The organism is Streptomyces sp. STAM6 (genome assembly GCF_054963715.1).
Genome location: NZ_JBUEFZ010000012.1, coordinates 18,009 through 40,867, shown reverse-complemented (window position 1 = coordinate 40,867; position 22,859 = coordinate 18,009). Strand labels below are relative to the sequence as shown.

Annotated in this window: 21 protein-coding genes, 1 pseudogene and 1 riboswitch; of the genes and pseudogenes, 14 read left to right on the top strand and 8 right to left on the bottom strand. The window is 71.6% G+C overall.

The window, feature by feature from the left end; translation table 11 throughout:
- Nucleotide 1 precedes the first annotated feature (1 nt).
- Nucleotides 2–934, bottom strand: coding sequence for a hypothetical protein (locus ACY34K_RS16680; RefSeq protein WP_462747642.1), 933 nt, complete (start codon nt 932–934; stop codon nt 2–4).
- A gap of 239 nt (nt 935–1,173) precedes the next feature.
- Here ACY34K_RS16680 and ACY34K_RS16675 point away from each other — a divergent pair, with 239 nt between their 5' ends.
- Nucleotides 1,174–1,950, top strand: coding sequence for a class I SAM-dependent methyltransferase (locus ACY34K_RS16675; protein ID WP_462747640.1), 777 nt, complete (start codon nt 1,174–1,176; stop codon nt 1,948–1,950).
- Between the two features lie 141 nt (nt 1,951–2,091).
- Nucleotides 2,092–2,994 (top strand): glycoside hydrolase family 43 protein, encoded by a 903-nt coding sequence (locus tag ACY34K_RS16670; protein ID WP_462747942.1) that lies wholly within the window; start codon nt 2,092–2,094, stop codon nt 2,992–2,994.
- A gap of 87 nt (nt 2,995–3,081) precedes the next feature.
- Here the strand turns inward: ACY34K_RS16670 and ACY34K_RS16665 are convergent, their stop codons facing one another.
- Entirely contained in the window at nt 3,082–3,987 is a 906-nt protein-coding gene (locus ACY34K_RS16665; RefSeq protein WP_462747638.1) for a helix-turn-helix domain-containing protein, read from the bottom strand.
- A gap of 308 nt (nt 3,988–4,295) precedes the next feature.
- Between ACY34K_RS16665 and ACY34K_RS16660 the strand changes: the two genes are divergently transcribed.
- Nucleotides 4,296–4,583, top strand: coding sequence for a hypothetical protein (locus ACY34K_RS16660; RefSeq protein ID WP_462747636.1), 288 nt, complete (start codon nt 4,296–4,298; stop codon nt 4,581–4,583).
- Nucleotides 4,584–4,752: 169 nt separating this feature from the next.
- Nucleotides 4,753–5,208, top strand: a complete 456-nt coding sequence (locus tag ACY34K_RS16655) for a phospholipase A2 (RefSeq protein ID WP_462747633.1) — start codon at nt 4,753–4,755, stop codon at nt 5,206–5,208.
- Nucleotides 5,209–5,315: 107 nt separating this feature from the next.
- Here the strand turns inward: ACY34K_RS16655 and ACY34K_RS16650 are convergent, their stop codons facing one another.
- From ACY34K_RS16650 to ACY34K_RS16640, 3 genes and pseudogenes are all read right to left on the bottom strand, one after another.
- A complete protein-coding gene (locus ACY34K_RS16650; RefSeq protein ID WP_462747631.1) occupies nt 5,316–6,134 on the bottom strand; it encodes an ABC transporter ATP-binding protein in 819 nt (272 codons plus the stop codon).
- Nucleotides 6,131–7,143 (bottom strand): annotated as a pseudogene (locus ACY34K_RS16645) (FecCD family ABC transporter permease). Before ACY34K_RS16645 ends, ACY34K_RS16650 begins: the two are co-directional and overlap by 4 nt.
- Complete coding sequence (locus tag ACY34K_RS16640; RefSeq protein ID WP_462747940.1) at nt 7,140–8,153, bottom strand: ABC transporter substrate-binding protein; 1,014 nt, start codon at nt 8,151–8,153, stop codon at nt 7,140–7,142. Before ACY34K_RS16640 ends, ACY34K_RS16645 begins: the two are co-directional and overlap by 4 nt.
- 57 nt (nt 8,154–8,210) lie before the next feature.
- Nucleotides 8,211–8,408, bottom strand: a riboswitch (cobalamin riboswitch).
- 152 nt (nt 8,409–8,560) lie between these two features.
- Here ACY34K_RS16640 and ACY34K_RS16635 point away from each other — a divergent pair.
- From ACY34K_RS16635 to ACY34K_RS16595, 9 genes are all read left to right on the top strand, one after another.
- Nucleotides 8,561–10,123 (top strand): ABC transporter substrate-binding protein, encoded by a 1,563-nt coding sequence (locus ACY34K_RS16635; RefSeq protein WP_462747629.1) that lies wholly within the window; start codon nt 8,561–8,563, stop codon nt 10,121–10,123.
- A gap of 2 nt (nt 10,124–10,125) precedes the next feature.
- Nucleotides 10,126–11,073 (top strand): ABC transporter permease, encoded by a 948-nt coding sequence (locus ACY34K_RS16630; RefSeq protein ID WP_462747626.1) that lies wholly within the window; start codon nt 10,126–10,128, stop codon nt 11,071–11,073.
- A gap of 5 nt (nt 11,074–11,078) precedes the next feature.
- The gene (locus ACY34K_RS16625; RefSeq protein WP_462747623.1) at nt 11,079–11,888 is read left to right on the top strand and encodes an ABC transporter permease; all 810 of its coding nucleotides are present in this window, start codon (nt 11,079–11,081) and stop codon (nt 11,886–11,888) included.
- On the top strand, nt 11,885–13,459 hold the full coding sequence (locus ACY34K_RS16620; protein ID WP_462747621.1) for an ABC transporter ATP-binding protein: 1,575 nt from the start codon (nt 11,885–11,887) through the stop codon (nt 13,457–13,459). Before ACY34K_RS16625 ends, ACY34K_RS16620 begins: the two co-directional genes overlap by 4 nt.
- A gap of 40 nt (nt 13,460–13,499) precedes the next feature.
- The gene (locus ACY34K_RS16615; RefSeq protein WP_462747619.1) at nt 13,500–14,270 is read left to right on the top strand and encodes a class I SAM-dependent methyltransferase; all 771 of its coding nucleotides are present in this window, start codon (nt 13,500–13,502) and stop codon (nt 14,268–14,270) included.
- 24 nt (nt 14,271–14,294) lie between these two features.
- Nucleotides 14,295–15,329, top strand: coding sequence for a pyridoxal-phosphate dependent enzyme (locus ACY34K_RS16610; protein WP_462747617.1), 1,035 nt, complete (start codon nt 14,295–14,297; stop codon nt 15,327–15,329).
- A 159-nt stretch (nt 15,330–15,488) separates the two neighbouring features.
- Nucleotides 15,489–16,268 (top strand): phytanoyl-CoA dioxygenase family protein, encoded by a 780-nt coding sequence (locus ACY34K_RS16605; RefSeq protein ID WP_462747615.1) that lies wholly within the window; start codon nt 15,489–15,491, stop codon nt 16,266–16,268.
- A 45-nt stretch (nt 16,269–16,313) separates the two neighbouring features.
- Nucleotides 16,314–17,135 (top strand): Rossmann-like domain-containing protein, encoded by an 822-nt coding sequence (locus ACY34K_RS16600; protein WP_462747613.1) that lies wholly within the window; start codon nt 16,314–16,316, stop codon nt 17,133–17,135.
- A complete protein-coding gene (locus tag ACY34K_RS16595) occupies nt 17,132–18,529 on the top strand; it encodes an MFS transporter (protein ID WP_462747611.1) in 1,398 nt (465 codons plus the stop codon). Before ACY34K_RS16600 ends, ACY34K_RS16595 begins: the two co-directional genes overlap by 4 nt.
- Before the next feature lie 181 nt (nt 18,530–18,710).
- Here ACY34K_RS16595 and ACY34K_RS16590 read toward each other — a convergent pair whose 3' ends face one another.
- Nucleotides 18,711–19,901, bottom strand: coding sequence for a cytochrome P450 (locus ACY34K_RS16590; RefSeq protein WP_462747609.1), 1,191 nt, complete (start codon nt 19,899–19,901; stop codon nt 18,711–18,713).
- A gap of 183 nt (nt 19,902–20,084) precedes the next feature.
- Between ACY34K_RS16590 and ACY34K_RS16585 the strand changes: the two genes are divergently transcribed.
- Nucleotides 20,085–20,759, top strand: a complete 675-nt coding sequence (locus tag ACY34K_RS16585; RefSeq protein ID WP_462747607.1) for a helix-turn-helix domain-containing protein — start codon at nt 20,085–20,087, stop codon at nt 20,757–20,759.
- Nucleotides 20,760–21,045: 286 nt separating this feature from the next.
- Here ACY34K_RS16585 and ACY34K_RS16580 read toward each other — a convergent pair whose 3' ends face one another.
- Nucleotides 21,046–22,221, bottom strand: coding sequence for an RNA polymerase sigma factor (locus ACY34K_RS16580; protein WP_462747938.1), 1,176 nt, complete (start codon nt 22,219–22,221; stop codon nt 21,046–21,048).
- Between the two features lie 8 nt (nt 22,222–22,229).
- Nucleotides 22,230–22,637 carry a YciI family protein gene (locus ACY34K_RS16575; RefSeq protein ID WP_462747605.1) on the bottom strand — a complete coding sequence of 136 codons (408 nt, stop codon included), beginning with the start codon at nt 22,635–22,637 and terminating at the stop codon, nt 22,230–22,232.
- Nucleotides 22,638–22,859: the final 222 nt, after the last annotated feature.

The window sequence follows — 22,859 nt, the reverse complement described above, 5'->3', positions numbered from 1 at the left end:
GTCAGATCCCCAGCAGTACGATTTTGTGGCCCTGACGCACCCACCGCCCGGACCTGGCCCGCGACGTCGGCACGGGGCCTGCGGGGACCGCCCTCGGGACACCGCCCGGCGAGCCTCCCTGGAGCACCCCCGGAACACCGCCCTGGGCCGACCCGGGCCCGCAGCAGCGGTGCGCGCCACCGCCTGCGGCAGGTGCCCGCAGCAGGCCGCCGCCCGGCACGGGAGCGGGCCAACTCCACGGCGCGGGCTGGGCGAAGGACCGGAACCGGCGGGCCACGCCCGGGGCGTACCGCCTGGCGGCCGACAGCACCGCGTCACCGGCGAGGGTCTGCGGCGGCCCCTGCCGGCGGTCGAGCGCCGCGTTGCCCGCCGCCGTCGCGGCCAGCCGGACGACCCGCCGGGCGACCTCGAACTCGTACTCCTCCTGGTCCGCGCCCTCGGCCTCGACCTCGAACAACCTGCCCGCCATGGTGCCGAGCCGGGTCCCGATGGTCGTGCCGATGCCGGGCGCGACCATGGATCCCAGGGCTCCGCCGACGGCGGGCAGCGCGGCCCGCGCCACGTTCTTCAGAATGCCGCCGAGGCTACGGCCGACCGGCGAGCGCAGGAATCCGCGTACGCCGCGCGACACGTTCCGGACGAGCCTGCCGAGGAACTGTTCGAGCTCGGCTTCGCTGCCGATCTCCAGGAGTTCGGCGGCCAGTTGCTCCTCCTCGGCCTCGGACAGGGGGCTCTCCATCGAGAGGGGCACGACCTCCTGGAGGGCATGCGCCTCGCCCGTCCCGAACTCCTCCCAGGCCGCCTCGTGCTCGGCCTCGGCCCCGAACTCCGCCTCGCCCTCCGCGAACTCGTGCAGGCCTTCGGCTCCGAACTCGGGATCCCCCTCGTAGGTTTCACTCGCTCCGAAAGGGGCGAGACCGTACTGCTGCTGCATGCCCATCAACTCCTCGCGTCCGGCGAGCCCCTGGGACACCGAACATGCAGGGACTGTGCCTCGAAGCTAGGCCGCGCGGTGCCGCGGCGTCGTCCAAGGCGGACCCGGTGCTTTCCCTAGGCCCCGGGTCACCCGGGGCACCCCCGGGGTGCCCGGAGCACCCTGGCGGTGTGGCGGATCCGCGCCACTCGCTCGGACTGGCCCTGTCGCGGACCGGGGGCCTGCGGAATAGTCGGTGCATGACGTACGACATCCCCGCCGGTGAACGCGCTCTGGCCTTCGGCCGGGCCGCGCGCGCGTACGCCGCGTATCGGCCGCGCTACCCCGAGGCCGTTTTCGCGACCCTGGAGGAGTTCAGCGGACAGCGGCTGGCCGGCGCCCGGGTGGCCGACGTGGGCACCGGGACCGGCATCGCCGCCCGGGACCTGCACGAACGCGGGGCCCACGTCGTGGGCGTGGAACCCGGCGCCGGGATGACGGCGCCGTTCCGGCGCGAGCACCCCGGGATTCCGGTCGTGCGCGGGGACGGCAACTGGCTGCCCCTGGCCGACGGCACGTTCGACCTCATCACGTACGCCCAGGCCTGGCACTGGACCGATCCCGCACGGGCCGTCCCGTCCGCGCTGCGCGCCCTGCGCCCCGGGGGCGCGCTCGCACTGTGGTGGAACGATCCGGACCCGTCCGTACCCTGGGTGGCCGAGCAGGCGGCCAGGATCGAGGAGCGACTGGGGCCCGGCTGCTACATCTCCGACGTGGCGACACCGGCCGGACTCACCTGGGCGACCCGTACGCTGCGCTGGTCACGCCGCGTCCCCGTCGACTTCCACCTCGCCAAGCTCGCCACCCACTCGGCCTTCATCGTCCTCGGAGAGCCCGCGGCCTCGTCCTTCCTCGCGGCGGAGCGGAAACACCTCACCCGCCACTTCCCCGGCGGTGAGGTGGACGAGCCGTACGTGGTGTCCGTGGCCGTGGCAGTGAGCCCCCCTCGGCCGCGAACCCGAACGGGGGCAACCTGAGGGCGGCCGCGTCGTTTGTCCGTGTGACCGGTCAGCGTCTGCTGTCCGCCCGACGCTGCTCCGAAAGGCAAGGTCATGTTGTACGGCATCCTGCGTCGTTGTCTGCGCCCTGTCGCTGTGCTCGCCTCGCTCGCGATGGTCATGGTCTTGCCCGCGGCAGCCGCTGCGGGGGGAGCCGAGCCCGTACTGGACGTGGACTTCCCGGACCCGGACGTGGTGAAAGTGCGCGGTGTGTATCACGCCTACGCCACGAGCGGGAACGGCAGGAACGTACAGCGGGCGACCTCACGGGACTTGGCGCACTGGTCGGCGGGGACCGATGACGCCCTGCCAGTGCTGGGGGAGTGGGTGGACCCGGACGAGCCGCGGGTGTGGGCCCCCGAGGTGTTCGCCCACGGCCGCGGTTTCACCCTGTACTACACGGCGCGCGAGCGAGCCAGTGGACGCCAGTGCATCGGCGTCGCCCTGTCCGACAGCGCGCAGGGGCCGTTCCGGCCGGTCGGCGAGAAGCCGCTGATCTGTCCCCTTGAGCAGGGCGGTGCGATCGACGCGGCCAGCTACACCGAAGGCAGGCGCAGGTATGTCGTCTGGAAGAACGACGGCAACTGCTGTGGCATCCGGACATGGCTCCAGATGCAGGCTGTTTCCTGGGACGGCACACATCTGGAGAGTGAGCCGGTGAAGCTGATGACCCAGGACCGTGACTGGGAGGGCGACCTGGTCGAGGCTCCGACGCTGATCCGGCGAGGCCGCTCGTATGTGCTGCTGTATTCGGCCGGGGCGTACCGCACGGACGAGTACAGCACGGGATATGCGGTGGCGGAGCGTCTCACCGGACCCTATGTCAAGGCAGACGCGCCACTGCTGACCAAGGACACCTTCGCCGGGGCGGTGCGCGGCCCGGGAGGGCAGGATGTGGTGGCCGGTGCCGGCGGCCGTGACCGGATCGTCTTCCACGGCTGGAGCGCTGACCGGTCCCGGCGGGTGATGTACGCGGCCGAGCTGACGTTCGAGGACGGGCGCCTGACCGTCGGAAACGGGTAGGCGGCCCGGTGATCAGACCGGTCGGGCAATTGACCGCCGCGACCCGAACTGACGTTCCGAGCGGCCTTTCCACTCCGCAAAGGCCGCTCAGCCCCACTTCTGCCGGTTCGTCGGCCGGCATTCCGCGGCGCGCAGTCCTCCGGCGCTGTCCTCCAGGCAGGCACCCGTCGCCGCACCGGAGAGTGCCACCGATTCATCGGCCCAGGCTTTGACCGTCCATGTTCCCGACGACGAGGTGCCACACGTTCCGGTGTGCACATCCTTGGCGCGGCTGTTCAGGCACTCTCCCGTCGCGTGGTTCCTGAGTTGATAGGTGCCGCGGGGCAGGGCACGGACCGTCCACCTCTGGTAGCTCAGTCCGTTGCAGGGGTAGACGCGCAGTCCGTGGTCGAGGCTGTCGTCCAGGCAATGACCCGTCGCCCGGTTGATGAAGGGCCGAACGGCATCCGACCTGCCGGGCTTGTCGCCGAACGCCGCCACCGGCCCGGCCGCGTGCCGACTCTGCCCCGATTCCGGCACCGACGTCGGCGCCGCGATGTGCCACGTGACGACCGAGCCGAGCACGCCGCCCGCCAGCACGCCGACCGTCGCGTACACCCAGCGGCTCCGTACCCGCACCCGTAGGGACTGGGCCCAGGCCGCAATGCGGCGTCTCGGGACAGGTTCCGGCATCGGAGCGGACGGCGGTGTATCAGTGGCGTCCGGCCCAGCGACGTAGGCCGGCGTGTCAACGGAGGCCGGCTGGCACTGGTTGGCGGCCTCCCACAGCGTCCGGTACGCGTCCGGGTCCGCTCCCAGCGCCCGGCACAGATCTCTGACGGTGGCCCATGGCGGGACCGTGCTGCCGCGCAGGTAGCGCGACAGCGACGAGTCACTGATCAGCACTTCGGACTCCAGCGACCGCAAGGTCCGCCCGGAGCGCTGCTGAAGGGTCCGCAGCGCGTCGCCCAACTGCCGTGCCGGAGCGGCCCGACCCCCTTGCCCTTCGGCCACCGACGTGCCCCCTCCTGTGTTGCCGATGGTGCTTCACCGGGGCGTCCCCCGTCCCGGGACGAACACGTCCCGGCAGGTCAGAACCTTAGGGATCCCCACATCCATGAAGCAACCGGGACGAGCTTGCACGGCTGTGCCGGACCACCACAAACTCCAGTCATCCACCCCGAAGCCCCTGTCCGCGGCGCCTCGACGCACGGCTCGGGCACGGGTTCGGCAGTCGGTGACCGCGTGCCGTCAGACGCGCCGACCGACCTACGCGGACCGGCCCACCAAGGCGAGCCGGCCGCCCGACACCAAGGAGCACCATGCGCAAGGGACTCAAGAACGCCGCCGCAGTCCTCGCCGCAACCGCCGGAGTCGTCGTGCTGACGGTCACCCCCGCGCACGCCGACCCCGACTGGCCCTTCCCGAACAGCTGTGAACGGCAGAACTACCGCACGTACGTGACCTGGGACGGAGAGGGCGGAATGGCCCGCTTCACCTACGACCACACCGACGGCCAGACCAAGAACTTCTACCGCAGCACCTGGGAGAACAGCGGTCTGGCCATCGGCAACGGATGGGCCAGCTGCATCAACGTCAACCAGGCCTAGCCCGCCCGGCCCCACGCCGCACAGGCACGCGGGCAGGCGCCGGGCGACTCGCCGCCGGCATCGGCCCGACCACCGGCAGGGCGCCCCGACGTCCCCCGGCCCCCCGCGTCACCCGCGACCACCCATCCCCGAACAGGCCGCACTCGGCCTTCATCCGAAAGGATTACGCGTGAACCTTCGCACTGCCCTGCGCACCGCTCTTGCAGGAGCCTGCTCCCTCGCTTCCCTCTACGCCGGCACCAGCGCCTCAGCGGCACCCGCCGGCGACAAGGAAGTGGCGTACACCATCATGAGCCTGAGCTACCACGACTTCTCCCGCCACTCGCCGATCGCTCCGTTCGACTGGAGCAACGACGGCTGCTCAGGCCCCCAGCACATCCAGGACTTCTTCACCGAGGCCTGCAACCAGCACGACTTCGGCTACCGCAACTACGGCGCCCAGCACATGGGCCTCCACCTCAGCCCCGTTCGCGAGACGAAGGACTGGATCGACCGGCGTTTCCTGGAAGAGATGCGGCGGACATGTATCGACCAGCACGGCGGGATGGAGTGGTGCATGGTCAACGCGCAAGCCGCCTACGAAGCGGTGAGCCGCTTCGGTGACCAGTACTTCTGGGCCGTCTGAGGCCCGTCCGCACACCGAGCACAGCGCCCCGACCCTGGGGGCGCTGTTGTTCGCGAGCCCGTTCCGCCCGTACGCCGCCGCCCGCGGTCTTGCGGGCGGGGCGAGCCTCAGTCACTCGTCGGCCGCCCGGCCGAGCGCCCGGGAGGGATGACGGCGCCTTCTCGGGGGCCCAGCACCCGTATGTGCGGGCGGCCGTCCCCGTCCGGGTCGGTGACCGCGACGCGGACGCCGTACACGTCCGCGATCAGGGCCTCGGTGAGGACGTCCCGGGGCGCACCGGCGGAGACGACCCGGCCTCGGCGCAGGACGAGGAGGTGGTCGCAGTACATCGCGGCGAGATTGAGGTCGTGCAGGGCGACGACGCTCGTGACGTCCAGCTCCCGTACGAGACGCAGCAGGTCGTGCTGGTGCTGGATGTCGAGGTGGTTGGTCGGTTCGTCCAGCAGGAGTTCGCGCGGTTCCTGCGCGAGGGCCCTGGCGATCTGGACGCGTTGGCGTTCGCCTCCGGAGAGGGTGCGCCAGCGTCGGTCCGCCGCGTCGGTGAGACCCGTGCGCTCCAGGGCGTCGCGCACCGCTCGCTCGTCCGCCGGCCCCGGAGGTGTCCAGGCCCGCCGGTGAGGGGTGCGACCGAGGCGTACGACGTCGGCGACGGTCAGCTCGACGAGGGTGTCGGCCTGTTGTTCGACGACGGCCATGCGGCGGGCGATGTCCCTGCGGCGCAGCCGGTCCAGGGGTTCGCCGTCCAGGGTGACGACTCCGGAGTCGGGGGCGAGCACTCCGCTCAGTACGCGCAGCAGCGTGGATTTCCCGGACCCGTTGGGGCCGAGCAGTCCGGTCATGCGGCCGGGCGGCGGTGTGATGCTGACGCCGTCGAGGACGAGCCGCCCGTCGACGGCGCGGCGGACGCGGTCGGCGCTGAGGGTCATCGGCCTGCCTTTCCGGTCCGGTGCAGGATGAGCACGAAGGCGGGGACGCCCACGAGGGAGGTCATGACACCGACGGGGACTTCCTGGGGGTCGATGACGGTGCGGGCGAGCGTGTCGATCCACACGAGGAACACCGCACCGCCCAGCGCGGCGGCGGGCAGCAGTCGCCCGTGCCCAGGACCGGTGAGAGCCCGGGCGGCGTGCGGCAGCACCAGGCCGACGAAGCCGATGGCACCCGCCGAGCTGACGAGAGCGGCCGTGAGCAGCGCGGTGACACACAGCAGCACCAACCGCGTCCGGGCGACGTTCACGCCCATGGTTGCCGCCGCGTCCTGCCCGAAGGCGAACGCGTCCAGGGACCTGGCGTGGCCGAGGCAGACGGCCAGTGCGACGGTCAGCGCGGCGAGACACAGCCACACGTCGGTCCAGCCGGCACCGCTGAGCGAGCCGAGAAGCCAGAACAGCACACCTCGCGTCGTCTCGGCATCGGCGGACGTGACCACGACGAAGGAGGTGAGCGCGGAGAACAGCTGCATCGCCGCCACGCCGGACAGCACCACCCGGTCGGTGGTGCCGCCCAGCGTGTGGCTCAGCAGGAGCATCGCGGCGAACGAGCACACCGCGCCCACGAAGGCACCCCCCGGGACGGACAGAGATCCGCCGCCGAAGCCGAGGACGGCGACCAGGACGGCACCGGTCGAGGCCCCGGAGGAGACGCCGAGCACGAACGGGTCGGCGAGCGGGTTGCGCAGCAGCGACTGCATGACCGCGCCGCACACGCGAGGCCGGCGCCGCACACCGCGGCCAGCAGGGTGCGTGGCAGGCGCAGGTTCCACACGATTCCGTCGCGGATCGGGGTGAGGCCGGATTCGGCTCCGCCGAGGTGGGCGACGACGACGGACCAGACATCGCCGACCCCTAGGTCCGCCGGGCCGATCGTGATGGCCAGCGCGACGGAGGCGGCGAGCGCGGTCAGCCCCGCCGTCGTGCGCAGCAGGGCCGCGGTCACTTCGCCAGGCCGAACTCGCGGAGCGCGGCGGCGACCTGCTCGATGCCCTCCACCGTCCGGATGGTCGGGTTCATGGCCTGGCCGCTGAGGAGGACGTACCGCTTGTGCTTGACGGCCTCCATGTGCGCGGTGACCGGGTTCGACTCCAGGAAGGCGATCTTCTTCGCGGCGCTCTCGGCGGTCTGCGACTTGCGGGTGAGGTCACCGATGACCAGGACGTCGGGGTTGCGCTCGGCGACGGTCTCCCAGTTGATCTGCGGCCATTCCTCGGTGGTGTCGTCGAAGACGTTCTTCGCGCCGATCTCCTCGGTGATGATCCCGGGAGCCCCGCAGCAGCCCGCCATGTACGGGGATTCCGCGTTGGCGAACCAGTACAGCAGGGTGACGTCCGAGGCCTTCAGACCCGTGGTCGCCTTCGTCACGCGGGCCTTGAGGCGCGCCGTCAGTACCTCGCCGCGATCCTCGACGTCGAAGACGCGCGCCAGGTCACGCACCTCTCCGTAGACGGTGTCCATCGTCAGCGGCTTCGTCCGCACGCCGTCGCCCTTGCCGCTGTTGTCCTTGCCCACACAGTCGGCCGGGGAGAGGTAGGTGGGGACGCCCATCTTCTCGAACTGCTCGCGCGTGGCCACACCGCCCTTGCCGAGCGTGGAGGCGAACGAGGCGGCGACGAAGTCGGGCTCGGAATCGAGGACCTTCTCGAAGGCCGGGTTGTTCTCGGCCAGCCGGGGCACATCCGCGTTGGCCTTCTCCAGGCCCTTCATCACCGGGTCGGTCCAGGTGGCGGTGCCGGCCATCCGGTCGGCGAGCCCCAGGGACAGCAGGATCTCGGTGGTGCCCTGGTTCAGGGACACGGCCCGCCGCGGGCCCTGTCCCCTGATCTCCACCTTCCGGCCGCAGTTGTCGAGCGCCCTCGTCGCTTCGCCCGGCTTGGACGAGGTGCCGGCGGACGTCCCGCATCCGGCCAGGAGGAGGGTGCCGCAGCACAGGAGCACGGCGAAGGAGGGCATGGGAAGGGTGCGGGGCACAGTGTCGTCCTCGGCGTCGAGGGCCCATGCGCGGGGCCCGTACGTACGGATGCGCCAGCAGGTCTTCGGACTCGGGATCACCCGGACGAGGCGCCTTCCCGGGCCGGACGATCCGGCCCAGTGGCTTCGGTTGCCACGCCCGTCACCCTCACCGCTGCGCGTCAGTTCCGGATTCGCACCGGATTCCCTGACTCACGTACACACGCACGGAGTTCGACTGGCCCGCGCAAACTACCACAGGCGGTGGTCGACCGAGGACGCCCGGTGGCCGCCTCAATCTGCATTGACAATCATTTTCATTTAAGTGATGCTGTCGGGGCCCCTCGCCGCCCCGCCCCGTCCTGCGGCCCCGGCGCGGGGCCCACTTCACGTCATCCCCGGGGAGCAGCATGTCGACATTCCGTAACCGCCGAGAATTCCTCGCCCTTGCCGGCGCGGCAGGCACTGCCGGAGCCCTGGTTCTCTCCGGCTGCGGGGCAAGCGCCGGCCCGGACGGCGCTTCGGCCGACGACAGGGCGAAGCCCAGGCGCGGCGGGCGGTTCCGGGCACTGTTCACCGGCGGCGGCGAACAGGAGACGATCGACCCGCACGCCGAAGCGCTGGCCATCGACATGGCGCGCACCAAGGCACTGTTCGACCGGCTCGTGGAGCTGGACGCCAACATGGCGCCGGTGCCGCGACTCGCGCGGAAATGGGAGTCCAACGCCGACGCCACGGTGTGGCGGTTCACCCTGCGGGACGCCACGTTCCACGACGGCAAGAAGCTCACCCCCGACGACGTGCTCTTCAGCTTCGCCCGCATCCTCGACACCAAGGCGACCACCCACTTCGCACGGGGTCTGCTCTCCGTCATCGATCTGAAGCAGAGCCGCGGCACCGGCAAGAACACCGTCGAGCTCCGGCTGAACCGACCGAGCGCCGAACTCCCCGCCCTCCTCGGCACGCTGGGCACGTCCATCGTCAGCTCCCGCTACTCGGACCCCGCCGAGCCGGTCGGCACCGGGGCGTTCCGGCTGAAGTCCTTCCGGGCCGGCAAGTCCTTCGTCGCCGAGCGCTTCGACGACCACTGGGGCGGTGGGCCGTACGTCGACGAGCTGAGGATCCTGTCGGCCGACGCGGACGCGCGCGGCAACGCGCTGCGCGCGGGGGAAGCGGAGTACGGCCACGAGATGACGCCGACCTTCGCCCGGACCGCGCAGGCCGACAAGTCGGTCCGGATCGTCGCCGCCAAGGGCAGCACCGCCCACGCGATCGTCATGAAGTGCGACCAGGAGCCCTTCACCGATCCCGACGTGACGCTCGCCCTCAAGCTGCTCGCCGACCGCGAGAAGCTCGTCGAGGTCGTGCTGGCGGGCCAGGGCGTGGTCGGCAACGACATGTTCGGCAAGGGCTACCAGTACTACCCGCAGGACATACCGCAGCGGACACGTGACGTCGCCGAGGCCCGCGCGCTGCTGAAGAAGGCGGGCGTGCTCAACAAGCCACTGTCCATCTACACCTCCTCCGTCGCCAACGGCTTCGTCGAGGCGGCGACCCTCTTCGCCGAGCAGGCCGCCGACGCCGGACTCCGCATCAAGATCACGACCGGTTCTTCCGAGACCTACTTCAAGGACCAGCTCACCAAGGGCGTGATGGGCAGCCACCGCTCGGGCGCCATGACCGTCCCCACCTACATCAACGACCGCCTGCTGACGAAGTCCGCCTTCAACGCGTCCGGCTGGCGTCGCAAGGACTTCGACAGCACCTTCACCAAGGCCCAGTCCACGACCGACGAAGCCGAACGCACCCGCCTGTACGGGCAGCTCCAGCGCACCGTCCACGACGAGGGCGGGCTGCTGATCTGGGGCCACCCGGACTGGCTGAACGCCGTCTCGGCCCGGGTGCGCGGCGTCGAGGAGGCCCCGCCCAACAGCATGGACTCCGCCCGGTTCGACAAGGTGTGGCTGGCCTGAGCATGCGCGGGTACGCCTTGCAGCGGCTCGCCGTCGGAGCCGTACAACTGGCCCTGCTCACGGTGCTGGTGTTCGCGTTGACGTCACTGCTTCCCGGTGACGCGGCAGACGTCCGCAACAATGAGGACGCCACACCGGAACAGGTCGCGGCGCTGCGCGAGCAGCTCCAGCTCGACCGGCCGGCCCCGGAACGCTTCACCGACTGGGCACACGGAGTACTCACCGGCGACCTGGGCACCTCCCTGGTCAGCGGCGGCCCGGTCCTGGATGTCCTGGCCGAGTCGGCCGGCACCACCCTGGTGCTGGCGGCGGTGACCCTCGCGGTCGTCGTGCCACTCGCGGTGCTGCTCGGCATCGTGTCCGGGCTGCGTGAGGGCGGGCGACTGGACCGGGCGGTCACGTCGGTGACCCTCGCGCTCAGCGCCGTACCCGACTTCCTGCTGGCGCTGCTGCTCGTGGCGGGCCTCTCGCTGAAGCTCGGCTGGCTGCCCGCCACCTGGGTCGGCGTGGACGCCGCCGACCTGCTCGGCCGGCCCGCGCTGCTCGTGCTGCCGGTCGTCGTGGTGGCCGCCCGCATGATCTGCCTGCTGTCCCGGCAGATCCGGGCCGGCATGGTCACCGTCCTCAAAGCCGGTTACGTCACCCAGGCCCGGCGTCTCGGCGTGCCCCGCCGCACCCTCCTGCTGCGCCACGTCCTGCCCAACGCGGCCGTTCCGGGAGTCCAGGAACTGGCCCGGGTGGGCGACAACCTGGTCGGCGGCGTCCTCATCGTCGAGGCCGTCTTCGCGATACCCGGCGTGGCGACCGCGCTCGTCCGGGCCGTTGAGGCGCGCGACGTTCCCACCGTGCAGGGCCTCGCCCTGGTGGTGGCCGCGGCCGCGCTGCTGTTCAGCCTGGCGGCGGACCTGGTGTGCCACCGCCTCGTACCCCGAACGGAGGTCCTCCGGTGAAGGCCGTGACCAGGCCCGCGGTGCCCGTCGGCGGACTGCTGCTGGCCGTACCGCTGGGCATCGCCCTCATCGGCCCGGTCGTCGCCGACCCGGCGGCTCCCGGGGCATACGCGCCGTACGCCCCCGGCGGAGCCGGCCTCCCGCTCGGCACCGACGGGCTGGGGCGTGACGTACTCGCCCTGCTGCTGCACGGGGGGCGCAGCGCGCTCGGCATGGCGATCGGCGCCGTCGCCGTCGCCTACCTGATCGGCGGACTCGTCGGACTCCTGGCGGCCACCGCCCGTCGCCGCTGGGCCGACGAACTGCTCATCCGCCCCCTCGACGTGCTGCTTCCGCTGCCCACCCTCCTGGTGATCAGCGTCGTGGCGGTGGGCTGGCGCGGTTCGCCGGTCGCCATCACCCTGTCGGTGGCGGCCGTCAACGTCCCCCCGGTCGCCAGACTCGTGCGGGCCGCGGCCCTCGACGCCGCCAGCAGCCCCGTCACGGAAGCCCTGCGGGTACAGGGCGAGTCCCGGCCGCGCGTCCAACTCGACCACGTGGCCCGCTCGGTGCTCTCCCCGGTCGCCGCCGACATCGGCACCCGCGTCACGCTCGCCGTCTTCCTCGTCGGCTCGGCCAACTTCCTCGGACTGGGCCTCAGCCCGACCGCGCCGGACTGGGCGGTGAGCATCTCCCGCAGCAGCGAAGGCCTGCTTCTCCAGCCGTGGGCGGTGCTGGCGCCCGCCGCGATGCTCGTCATGTTCACCGTGGGACTCAACCTGCTCGCCGACCGCCTGCTGGCCCACTCCCGCCGTACACAGGAAGCCGTTCGATGACCCCGAAGACACCGCTCGTCACCGTGCGCGGACTCACCGCACGGGCGGGGGACACCACGCTGCTCGACGAGGTCGGCTTCGACCTGTACCAGGGACGGGTCACCGCACTCGTCGGCCCGTCCGGCAGCGGCAAGACCACGGCCGCCCTCGCCCTTCTCGGCGAGGCCGGTTCAGGGATACGCGTTCGCGGACGGGTGACGGCCGGCGGCACCACGGTCGTGGACGAGAACGGCACGACGGAGGCGGCGGCGGGGCTGCGCGGCCGTGTCATCGCCTACATGCCCCAGCACCCGGGCGACGCCCTCAATCCCGCCCGCCGCACCGGCTCCGTCCTGGCCGAACTCGCCATGCTCCACCACACGCGCGGCAAGGACCCCGTCGGCGAGGCGCTGAACGCCGCCCAGCTGCCCCCCGGCCGGGACACCGAGCAGCGTTTCCCCCACCAGTTCTCGGGCGGTCAGCGCCAGCGCGTCGCGCTCGCGCAGACACTGGTGTGCCGTCCCGACGTGCTCGTCCTCGACGAGCCGAGCACCGGGCTCGACACGGTGACAAGGATGCGTCTGGCCGGGGAGCTGGCCGCGCTGACCCGCACCGGCCTGGCGATCCTGCTCCTCAGCCACGACCACGACCTGCTACGGGCGCTCGCCGACCACGTGGTCGTCCTGGACCGTGGGCGCGTGACCGCGTCGGGCGGTCCCGCCGCCACCCTGCCCGCGCGGCGCCCGGTCACCACCCCGCGCCACACGCCACGCGACCCGGACCGGACACCGGTCCTCCAGGTACGCGGCCTCTCCGCCCATCTGCACACCCGCCGCAGGCAACCCGTCCTGCACGGCGTCGACGTCCAGCTGCCCGCCGGCGCCTGCGTCGGCGTGGCGGGCCTGTCCGGCAGCGGCAAGACGACGCTGGCCCGCTGCGTCGCCGGACTGCACGAGCGCCACACCGGCCAGGTACTCCTGGACGGCGACCCGCTCCCCGTCCTGCGCCGACGCACCACGGAGCAGAAGAGAAGGGTCCAGTACGTCTGGCAGGAAGTGCGGTCCTCCTTCGACGAGCGGCGCCCCGTCGCCGAACAGGTCGCCCGCACCGCCGTACGGCTCCTCGGACTCGCACCCGGCACGGCGACGCAAGCGGCACTGCGCCTGCTGGGCCGCCTCGGACTGGCCGAGGAGACCGTCCGGCGCCCGCCCGCGGGACTGTCGGGAGGGGAACTGCAGCGCGCCGCGCTCGCCCGCGCCGTGATCGCCGAGCCGGACGTGCTGATCTGCGACGAGATCACCACCGCCCTGGACGCCGACGCGACCGCCGCGGTCCTCACCGAACTGGCCGCCCTGCGCGAGCGCAACGGGACGGCACTGCTCTGGGTCAGCCACGACCTGGAACTCCTCGCCGCTGTCGCGCACCACATCGTCGTCGTCGACGACGGACACGTCGTCGAGACGGGCACGCCCCAACAGGTGCTGCGCACCCCCCGGGCCGCGCTCACCCGGCAGCTCGTACGCGCCATGGACCTCGGCACGGCCCCGCGCGACGCCGATCCGGCCGCGGCCCCGTCCGTCTCCGGCGCCTGAACGGCTCACGACCCACCATCCCCCCGAACACGGAGGACACATGACAGACCGGACCGCAGCAGGCGCCCCGGCCGCGCGGGCCGCCGCCCGGGCACTGCTCGAAGCACTGCCCGACACCCTGCCCCGGGACGAGATCCTCGCCATCAACAACTCCACGTCCGACATCCACACACACCGCGGCTACACCTACAACGGCTGGACCTTCGACCTGCCGCCCGGCGTCTTCAGGCCCGGCGACACCAGCCGTATCGTCCACGACCGGCTCCAGGACGGCACGATCGCGGTCAAGGGCCTTTCGTACGCGGCCATAGGCGCCGGCCTCGGCGTCGAGGCCGTGATCGCCGGCACCCTCGGCGCCCGGGAGGTCTACGCGGCCGACGTCCACCCGGACAGCGTCGCCACGGCCGCCGCCCACTACGAACGCATCGTGGGAAACCGGGCGGACACCGTCTTCCGCCCATTGGTGTCCAACCTCTTCGAGGAGTTCCCCTCCGGCGCCGGGCTCGACGTCATCACCTTCAACCCACCCGCCGTCGCCGTGCGCACCAGCGACGATCCGACGGTCGTGCGGAACGTCTGCGTGGGCGCCGACATCGTCGTCCGCTTCCTCGACCAGATCGTCGACCGGGACCTGCTCGCGCCGGACGGCGAGATCCACCTGATCGTGTCCAACACCGCGGAGCTCAAGCGGATCGTCACACACGCCGTCGACGCCGGATTCCACCCCGAGATCGTGCACCGCCAGACCTGGGAGGGCGACAACTGCCAGGCGTACCTCTTCAGGATGCGCCGCCACCCCCACGCCGCCTGACCGCGCGAACCGAAAAGGAAGACAATGCACGAGCACATAGCCGAAGCGGTCAAGGAACCGGACGTGGTCACCGTGCCGCCCGGGGCCGTTTGTCTGCGCTTCGAGACGATGAAGCTGTACTCGGCACTCGGAGCCGTACGCCACCTGCTGGAAACGGGACAGGTGAAGCCCGGGGACACACTCGTCGACAGCTCCAGCGGGATCTACGCCCACGCACTGGCCCTCGCCTGCCACCGTCACGGCCTCCACTGCCACATCGTCGGCTCCACAACGGTCGACCGGACACTCCGCGTCCAGCTGGAGATCCTGGGCGCCACGCTCGAACAGGTCCGGCCCTCCAAGAACCTCCGCCTCGACCAGAACCTGCGCGTGGAACGCATCGGCGAACTCCTCCGCGAGAACCCCCACTACCACTGGATGCGGCAGTACCACGACGACATCCACTACCTCGGCTACCGCGACGTCGCCGACCTCATCCGCAAGGAGGTCCCGGAGGGACGCCTGTCACTCGTGGGAGGCGTCGGCACCGGAGCGTCCACCGGAGCCATCGCCACCTACCTGCGCGAATCCGGCCGGGACGTGACCCTCGTAGGCGTCCAGCCCTTCGGCAGCGTCACCTTCGGCGCCGAGCACGTCTCCGACCCCGACATGATCATCGCCGGCATCGGGAGCTCCATCCCCTTCCAGAACGTCCGCCACGACCTGTACGACCGCATCCACTGGGTGAACTTCGACTACGCCATGTCCGGCGCCGTCGCACTCCTGCGGGCCAGCGGCATCTTCGCCGGCCTGTCCGCAGGCGCGGCCTACCTCGCCACGCTGTGGGAGCGGGAACGCGACGACACACGGACCTACGTCTTCCTCGCCGCCGACACCGGGCACCGGTACGTCGACAGCGCCTACGCCCAACACCCCAGGGCCGTCGGCCCGGGCTCCATGCGACCCCACGAGGTGACCGCGCGTGACGAGCTGCGCCACCCCTGGTCCGCGATGGACTGGCCGCCCCGCGACAGCCCACTGCTGCGCGGCGAACCGCTTCTGGTCGCCGAGACGGCCTAGGGGTGTTGCGAAAGTCCCGTCCGGCCGGGCTCGTGGGCCCTGGCACGCACGCTCGCGGCGTTGCCGGTCGCCCCTGCCCCCGTGCCCCCCTCTCGGGGCGACCCGAGCCCGCACACCCCCTTGCCCTCACGCGTACCCGACCGGAAAGGTGCCTCGGCCGTGTCCCTCAGCGAGCTGCGCTCACGCGGATTCCTCCTGCTGCCCCAGCTCCTCGGCCGCTCCGAGACGGCGTCCCTGAGCCGGGCCGCGGAGTCCGCTCTGGCGCGGGTGACCGAACAGGCCCTCTCCGGGCATTCCGAAGTGGCTGTGTGGCCGGACGGGCACCGGCTCGAAACCGTGGACGGCGCGGTCGTCCACTGGGAGCCGGACGCCCGTCCGCCCGCCGTGCGCAGCCTCGCGCCGGTCACCCACCTCGATCAGGCGCTGGACGCCCTGTGGACGGACGAACGCATCACCCACCCCCTGCGGAAGCTGCTGAACACGGAACGGCTCGGCCCCTTCACCTCCAAGCTCAACTTCAAGCGCGCCGGTGTCGGTTCCGAGTTCCGCTGGCACCAGGACTATCCGTACTGGTACTGCTGCGCGGGTTCCGACGCTCGGGACATCGCCACCGCGATGATCTTCCTCGACGATGTGACTGCGGACAACGGCGCCCTGATGATCGTGCCGGGCAGCCATCTGGCCGGACCCGCACCCCGCGACCGGGCCGAGCCCACCGGGCTCCTGGTCGACACGGCACGTACCGACACCAGCGGCGCCGTGACGATCGAAGCCCCGGCCGGGTCGGTACTCATGTTCCCCGGCCTGATCGTCCACCGATCGGGCCCCAACCGGACCTCCCGTGACCGCCGGTCGCTTCTGCTCTGCTTCCAGCCCGCCGGACGGCCACCGCGCACGCGGCTTCCCCACCGCGCGGAGCGGCTCGCCGACCTCCCCTGACCATCCCCCTCCGTATCCGAACACCCCCAGACGAAAGAGCTCGACATGCCTCCTTCCCAGCCGCAGTCCGTGGCCGACCTCCAGCAGGAGGTCCTCGACGGCGCCTACGGGCCGAAGCCCCACGACCTGGCCGTCACCAGCGCCTTCTGGCTCCACCACACCACCCGGCTGGCCGGCAGCCAGGTCACCTACCGCAACCACTACCTGCTGCTCAGGTCCGGCGACGCATTCGGTGCCTCGTCCTTCGAAACCGGCGAGCTCACCCCCGACTTCTGCGCGGACGCCTCCGGCCACACCCTCGACACCCTGATCCGGCACGAGTCGGCACCCGTACGCATCGCCGCCCTCGACGCCTACCTCGGACGCGTCCGGCCCCACCGCGGCGCCCCCGACGCCGAAAGCGTCACCCTGCCCACCGGCACGCCGGAGGAACGGGCACAGGCAAGGGACGCCGCCGTCGCCGGACTGCTCGACATCGACACCGGGGCGAAGGTCGCCCTCATCGGCGTCGTCAACCCTCTCGTCGCCGCGATACGCGACCAGGGCGGCACCCCGCTGCCCTGCGACTTCAACCTGCGCACCACCAACTGGGGCGACCCCGTCACCGACGACATGACGCAGGTGCTCGCCGAGGCCGACGCCGTGATCGCCACCGGCATGACCCTCAGCAACGGAAGCTTCGACCGGATCCTGGAACACTGCCGCGAGCAGGGCCTCCCGCTGGTCGTGTACGCCCAGACCGGCAGCGCCGTCGCGCGTGCCTTCCTGGGCGCCGGCGTGACCGCGCTCTCCGCCGAGCCGTTCCCCTTCTCCCAGTTCAGCGCCGACGAGACCGCGCTCTACCGGTACCGGGCGGCTGACGCATGAGCAGCGAGACCAAGGACCCGGTGGCGCCCGTCACGACCCCGGCGGCGCCCGCCACGACCCCGACCGTGCCCGTCGATGACCCGGCGGCGCCCGCCACGGACCCGGCAGCCACCGACCCGGCCGAGGCGACGGCGGCCGCCGGCCCCCACGGGGCCGCATCGGCCGCGGCCGCCGGAGCCGTCCCGAGCGACTGGAGGATGACCCGCGTGCTGTGGCCGCTCATGCTGGCCTCGGCCGTCGGTCTCGTTCCCTTCACCATCTACAGCACCTTCCTGGTCCCCATCGCCGGTGCCGCCGACGGCGGCGTCGCCGCCCTCGGCCAGTTGCGTGGCCTCGGAGGGCTCGCGGCCCTCGCCGTGGGCACCGCCCTCGCCCCACTGATCGACCGGGTACGCAAGGAATGGGCGGCCGCGGGCGGACTCGCCCTACTGGCCGTCTCGGCGGCCCTCGGCGCGAGCGGCGACTTCCTGCTGCTGGCGGCGTTCTGCCTCCTGGTCGGTGCCGGTACCGCCGTGCTCAACCCGGCGCTCACCGCCGCCGCGGCCGACCGCTTCACCGGCGACGCCGCCGCCGGCCGTGCGGCGACCCTCATCACCGCCACCCAGTCCCTCACGGCTCTTCTCGCCGCGCCGCTGGTCGCGCTGCCCGCCGTGCTGTGGGGCTGGCAGGGCGACCTGTGGGCGATCGCCGTCCTCGCCGCGGTCCTGGCCGCGTACTTCCTCCTGACAGGCCGTCGTCCGCACGGTGCGGGGAACGAGGGTGAGGATGCCGGGGAAGAGGCGCGACGGCCCGGCTACCTGGCGTCGTTCAAACTGCTCGGGGCCCTGCCCGGTGTGGTTCCGCTCCTCTTCGTCGCCATGCTGCGCACGGCGGCGTTCATGGGCTACCTCGCCTACCTGGCGGCCTTCTACGACGAGCGCTTCGGCCTGGATCCCGGCCCCTTCGCCCTCGTCTGGACCCTGAGCGGCGCCTCCTTCTTCCTCGGCAACCTCTTCGCCGGGCGCGTGCTGAGCGCCGAGCGGCCCGGGGTGCCCGCCGAGCGGCTGATGACCCTCGCCCTTCTGGTGGCACTCGCGGCCCTGGTGGGCGTGTTCTTCACCCACTCCCTCCTCCTGGCGCTTCCCTTGACCGCCCTCGTCGGTGGCGGCCATGCGACGGTCGCCGCCTGCGTCACCACGCTGCTGGTCCGTCGCTGCGGCTCGCTGCGCGGGACCGCGCTGAGCGTCAACGCGGCGGGGATGAGCCTGGGTGTGTTCGTCGGGGCCGGGCTCGGCGGCCTGGGGCTCGCAGCCGGTGGCTATCCGGGAACGGCCGCGGCGCTGGGCGGACTGACGCTGGTGGCGGTGGTGTTCGCCCGGGCCGCTGCCAAGTCCACGGCGCCGTCCGCGACATGAGAGACCCGGCAGGCGCCGTGCCGGCAGGGCGGCGCCTGCCGGTGTGACAGCACTGCCGGCAGGTGGCGCCCTGCCGGTGGGGCAGCACCCGAGTGCCGGCGTCGTGCGCGACGAGGTGGGAGAGGTCCTACCGGCACCGCCACGATCCCGGCCACCGGCATCACCGCACCGGCCGTCGTCCTCACACGTCCCAGGCGACCGGGAGGTTCTTCACCCCGTAGATGTCCGCGGTCTCCGGGCGCAGGCCGACCTCTTCGGCCGGCACCGCCAGGCGCAGGGTGGGGAAGCGGTTGAGCAGTGCGGGCAACGCGACCCGCATCTCGACACGGGCCAGTTGCTGACCCAGGCACTGGTGGATGCCGTGACCGAAGGCAAGGTGCCCGCCGTTCCGCCGCCGGAGGTCGAGCACGTGGGGGTCGTCGAAGCGATCGGGGTCGCGGTTGGCGGTGTGGTACGACAGGACGACCGTGGTACCCGCCTCGATGGTCCGGCCGCCCACCTCGACGTCCTCGAGTGCCGTCCGATGGAACGTCTTGGCGACGCTCAGATACCGCAGGAGTTCCTCAACGGCCCCGTCCGCGAGGGCGGGATCGGCGCGGAGTGCGGCCAGTTGCGCCGGGTGCCGCAGCAGCGCGAAGGTTCCCAGGGACAGCATGTTGGCGGTGGTGTCGAAGCCGGCCGCCAGCAGAATCAGGCTGATCCCCTTCAACTCCTCATCGGTCAGATCGCTGTCGGTGAGTTCACTGAGCACGTCGTCGGTGGGGTTCGCGCGCTTGGCGGCCACGAGCCGCGCGAGGTACTCCTGGGTCGCGGTGTAGGCCGCGATCAGCTCCTCGTCGCTCACCTCTCCGCCCATGAACGCGTCGATCTGCTCCTGGAAGGAGGCCCGGTCCTCGTACGGCACGCCCAGGATCTCGCAGATCAGGATGGTGGGGATGGGCTTGGCGAACGCGGTCACCAGGTCCGTCGGCGGCCCGGCCTCCTCCATGGCGTTCAGGCACTCGGTGGTGATCTGCTCGACGCGCTCGGCGAGCAGCCGCATCCGCCGTACGGTGAACTTGCCCGCCAGCGGCTTGCGGTAGCGGCGGTGCTCCGGGTCGTCCATGAGGAGGAACTCGCCGGGTGGGGCGGGCGGAAGCTCGAAGTCGATCACGTTCATCAGCTCTTTGCGGGAGCTGAACCGCGAGTCGGCCAGGACCGATCGCACGAGGTCGTACCCGGTGATCAGCCAGCCGGGTTTTCCGCCCGGATGGGTGCAGCGGCTGATGGGGCCGTGCCGGCGGGCGTCGAGCAGCTCTGCCGGCGGGTCGAAGGGACAGCCGGGCCGACGCTCCGTCGGCAGCGTCGCAACGGTGTGGAGTGATTCGCTCATGACCATTCCTCATCTCGCGATATGACGTGTTTGGCGCAACTCGAAAGCTACGTTGCATTCAGAACTCCGTCAATCGAATGATGCGTATCGTCGCAGGTGAGAGGGTTTAAATTGATGCAATGACGCTGCCGTCGAATGCAATGCGACGTTGCAATGAATGGCGTCGAAGGCAATACTGACGCCATGCCAGGAGGACGACTGAGCCAGCAGGAACGCCGGCGCATCGCGACCGGACTCGCCGACGGGCTCTCCTACGCCGAAATCGCCAGGCGGCTCGACCGGCCGACCTCGACGATCAGCCGGGAGATCGCACGCAACGGCGGCCCCGGCGGCTATCGGCCCGAGCGGGCGCACCGGGCGACGGTCCAGCGGGCGAGGCGTGGCGCACCGGCACCCCCGCTCGCGGCCGGAGTGCCGAGCGGCGGGAGGGGGGAACAGCTCGTCGAGCTGGCGGTCAGGTCGGGGATGCCGAGGATGACAGCGCGCGTGCACGTCGAAATGTTGCTGGCCGAGGACGGCAGGCGTACCGCGGCCGAGTTGGCCGCCCGGCTGAAGGTGAGCCCTGCATCCGTCTCCGTGGCCGTGAACTCCCTGCTCGAGCATGGGTACGTCCGGCGCGAACGCGATCCGCAGCGGCGTCGTGACGTCTACGTGGTCGACGACGAGGCCTGGTACCACTCGATCGTGGTCAGCTCACGGCTGACGCTCGACGCGGCGCAGGCCGCGATGGCGGCCGCGGAGTCCTTCGGGCCCGACAGCCCCGTGAGGCAACGCCTGATCAGGGGCGGGACGTTCCTGGAGCGAGTCATCGTCGACATGAGGGAGTCGGCCGACCGCTGGCGCACGCTCCTGGGGTGACGCGTCTCGGACCTCCTCCCGCGAAGGTGACGAGGCCACCGGGCGACGTCCCGCGACGAAGAACCGCAGAGGCGTGTCCCCCGGGACATCGCAAGGCGTACCGCCGCGGCTCGTTGATCGTCGACCGTGGGGGAGGTGGCCTGGTCTGCCGGCCCGCTGCGGCTGAAGGGGCACATGAGAAGTGCACCTCCGCGCAGGAGCGGCCGCGTGACTCCAAGCGGCCGTCGACGTGCTCCCGGACCTCGACACCGAGCGGATTCACTCCCTTGGGATGTCGCCGTGCCCGTCAGCGTTGCCGGTGGGCGTTGAGCCGGGCGGCCTGCCGCGTCAGGTGGTCGCGCTCGGCGACAGTGGATGCCTTTTGAGCCGCCTCCGCGTACAGCCGTGCCGCCGTTGCCGGATCGCCGTCGCGCTCATGGAGATAAGCCGCCACCGCGGCGTGGCGGGGTATGGGGCATCCCCTGCTCGAAGAGCTCGGGGAGGAGTCGTCCAGCTCCGCGAGTGCCGCCAGCCCGGCGCGCGGTCCGTGCGCCTCACCGACGGCGACCGCGCGGTTGAGCCGGACGACCGGGCTGTCGGTCAGGCGCGCGAGCTCGTCGTACCACTCGACGATCTGCACCCAGTCGGTTTCCCCGGCGGTGGGAGCGTCGGCGTGGAGGGCGGCGATGGCGGCCTGCGCCTGGAACTCGCCCAGCCGGTCCCGGGCGAGGGCGGCCTGGAGGATCTCGACGCCCTCGGCGATCGACCCGGTGTCCCACCGGGCGCGGTCCTGCTCGGCGAGCGGTACCAGGCTGCCGTCGGGCGCGGTGCGAGCGGCACGCCGGGCGTGGTGGAGCAGCATGAGGGCGAGCAGCCCCGCCACCTCGGGGTGATCGATCGTGGCCGCGAGCTGCCGGGTGAGCCTGATGGCCTCGGCGGCGAGGTCGACGTCACCCGAGTACCCCTCGTTGAAGACCAGGTAGAGGACGCGCAGCACGGTGGAGACATCGCCGGGCTGGTCGAACCGCACGCCGGAGAGGGTGCGCTTGGCGCGGCTGATGCGCTGTGCCATGGTCGCCTCGGGCACCAGGTAGGCCCGGGCGATCTGGCGGGTGGTCAGCCCGCCGACGGCGCGCAGTGTGAGGGCGACCGCGGACGACGGCGTCAGGGACGGGTGGGCGCACAGGAAGTAGAGCTGGAGCGTGTCGTCCACCGCGGGTGCGGGCCCGGGCACCGGCTCTTCGTCGACGAGGTCCTCACGCCGGCGGCGGGCGGCGTCCGCCCGCGTCGCGTCGAGGAACTTCCGCCAGGCGACGGTGACCAGCCAGCCTTTCGGGTCCCGCGGCGGGTCGCCCGGCCAGACGCGGACCGCCTCGACGAGCGCGTCCTGCACGGCGTCCTCGGCCGCCGCGAAGTCGGCTCCGCGGCGGACGAGGATGCCGAGCACGCTCGGCGTGAGGCTTCTGAGCAGGGCCCCGTTCATCGACGAGGTCACTCCGTGATGGTGGGCGGCACGCCGTAGAACGGGCGCAGCTCGAGCCACTCGTGGATGGGCCTCCCGCCCGCTCCGGGGGCGGCCGACAGCTCGCCGGCCAGCTCGACGGCACGGTCGTAGCTGTCGACGTCGATCACCATCCAGCCCGCGATGAGGTCCTTGGTCTCGGCGAACGGGCCGTCGGTGACCGGCGGGCGCCCCTCGCCGTCGTACCGGACCCACGTCCCTTCCGGAGCGAGCGCCTGGCCGTCGACGAACTCCCCGGTCTTCTCGAGCCGGGCCGCGAAGTCGTTCATGTACTGCATGTGAGCCGAGATCTCCTCCGGCGTCCACTGGTCCATGGGCACGTCGTTGACCGGAGCCGGGGCGCCGCGGTAGTGCTTGAGCAGCAAGTACTTGGCCATCGTGGTTCTCCTCGGTGCTGGTGCGACCCATTGTGGTCGCGTTCACTGCGGGGACGGAGCCGGAAACGGGTTCTCGACATGGCTGCCGGATTTTTTTCTGGTCATTGTGGTGGCCCGGCAGAGGTTCTCCGTCGCGGCACCAGCGCCAGGACCGCCGCCACTGTGAGGGTCCGCTCCCGAGGACGTACGGCCCGAGACCCGAGCCACCTGCCGCGACATGCG

Excerpts from the sequence above, each read along its gene's own strand:
- ACY34K_RS16585 (WP_462747607.1), top strand. The coding sequence starts at position 20,085 with ATGCCAGGAGGACGACTGAGCCAGCAGGAACGCCGGCGCATCGCGACC.
- ACY34K_RS16675 (WP_462747640.1), top strand. The coding sequence starts at position 1,174 with ATGACGTACGACATCCCCGCCGGTGAACGCGCTCTGGCCTTCGGCCGG.
- ACY34K_RS16635 (WP_462747629.1), top strand. The coding sequence starts at position 8,561 with ATGTCGACATTCCGTAACCGCCGAGAATTCCTCGCCCTTGCCGGCGCG.
- ACY34K_RS16670 (WP_462747942.1), top strand. The coding sequence starts at position 2,092 with ATGGTCTTGCCCGCGGCAGCCGCTGCGGGGGGAGCCGAGCCCGTACTG.
- ACY34K_RS16590 (WP_462747609.1), bottom strand. The coding sequence starts at position 19,901 with ATGAGCGAATCACTCCACACCGTTGCGACGCTGCCGACGGAGCGTCGG.
- ACY34K_RS16595 (WP_462747611.1), top strand. The coding sequence starts at position 17,132 with ATGAGCAGCGAGACCAAGGACCCGGTGGCGCCCGTCACGACCCCGGCG.
- ACY34K_RS16660 (WP_462747636.1), top strand. The coding sequence starts at position 4,296 with ATGCGCAAGGGACTCAAGAACGCCGCCGCAGTCCTCGCCGCAACCGCC.
- ACY34K_RS16630 (WP_462747626.1), top strand. The coding sequence starts at position 10,126 with ATGCGCGGGTACGCCTTGCAGCGGCTCGCCGTCGGAGCCGTACAACTG.
- ACY34K_RS16620 (WP_462747621.1), top strand. The coding sequence starts at position 11,885 with ATGACCCCGAAGACACCGCTCGTCACCGTGCGCGGACTCACCGCACGG.
- ACY34K_RS16610 (WP_462747617.1), top strand. The coding sequence starts at position 14,295 with ATGCACGAGCACATAGCCGAAGCGGTCAAGGAACCGGACGTGGTCACC.
- ACY34K_RS16615 (WP_462747619.1), top strand. The coding sequence starts at position 13,500 with ATGACAGACCGGACCGCAGCAGGCGCCCCGGCCGCGCGGGCCGCCGCC.
- ACY34K_RS16600 (WP_462747613.1), top strand. The coding sequence starts at position 16,314 with ATGCCTCCTTCCCAGCCGCAGTCCGTGGCCGACCTCCAGCAGGAGGTC.
- ACY34K_RS16580 (WP_462747938.1), bottom strand. The coding sequence starts at position 22,221 with ATGAACGGGGCCCTGCTCAGAAGCCTCACGCCGAGCGTGCTCGGCATC.
- ACY34K_RS16640 (WP_462747940.1), bottom strand. The coding sequence starts at position 8,153 with ATGCCCTCCTTCGCCGTGCTCCTGTGCTGCGGCACCCTCCTCCTGGCC.
- ACY34K_RS16650 (WP_462747631.1), bottom strand. The coding sequence starts at position 6,134 with ATGACCCTCAGCGCCGACCGCGTCCGCCGCGCCGTCGACGGGCGGCTC.
- ACY34K_RS16680 (WP_462747642.1), bottom strand. The coding sequence starts at position 934 with ATGCAGCAGCAGTACGGTCTCGCCCCTTTCGGAGCGAGTGAAACCTAC.
- ACY34K_RS16575 (WP_462747605.1), bottom strand. The coding sequence starts at position 22,637 with ATGGCCAAGTACTTGCTGCTCAAGCACTACCGCGGCGCCCCGGCTCCG.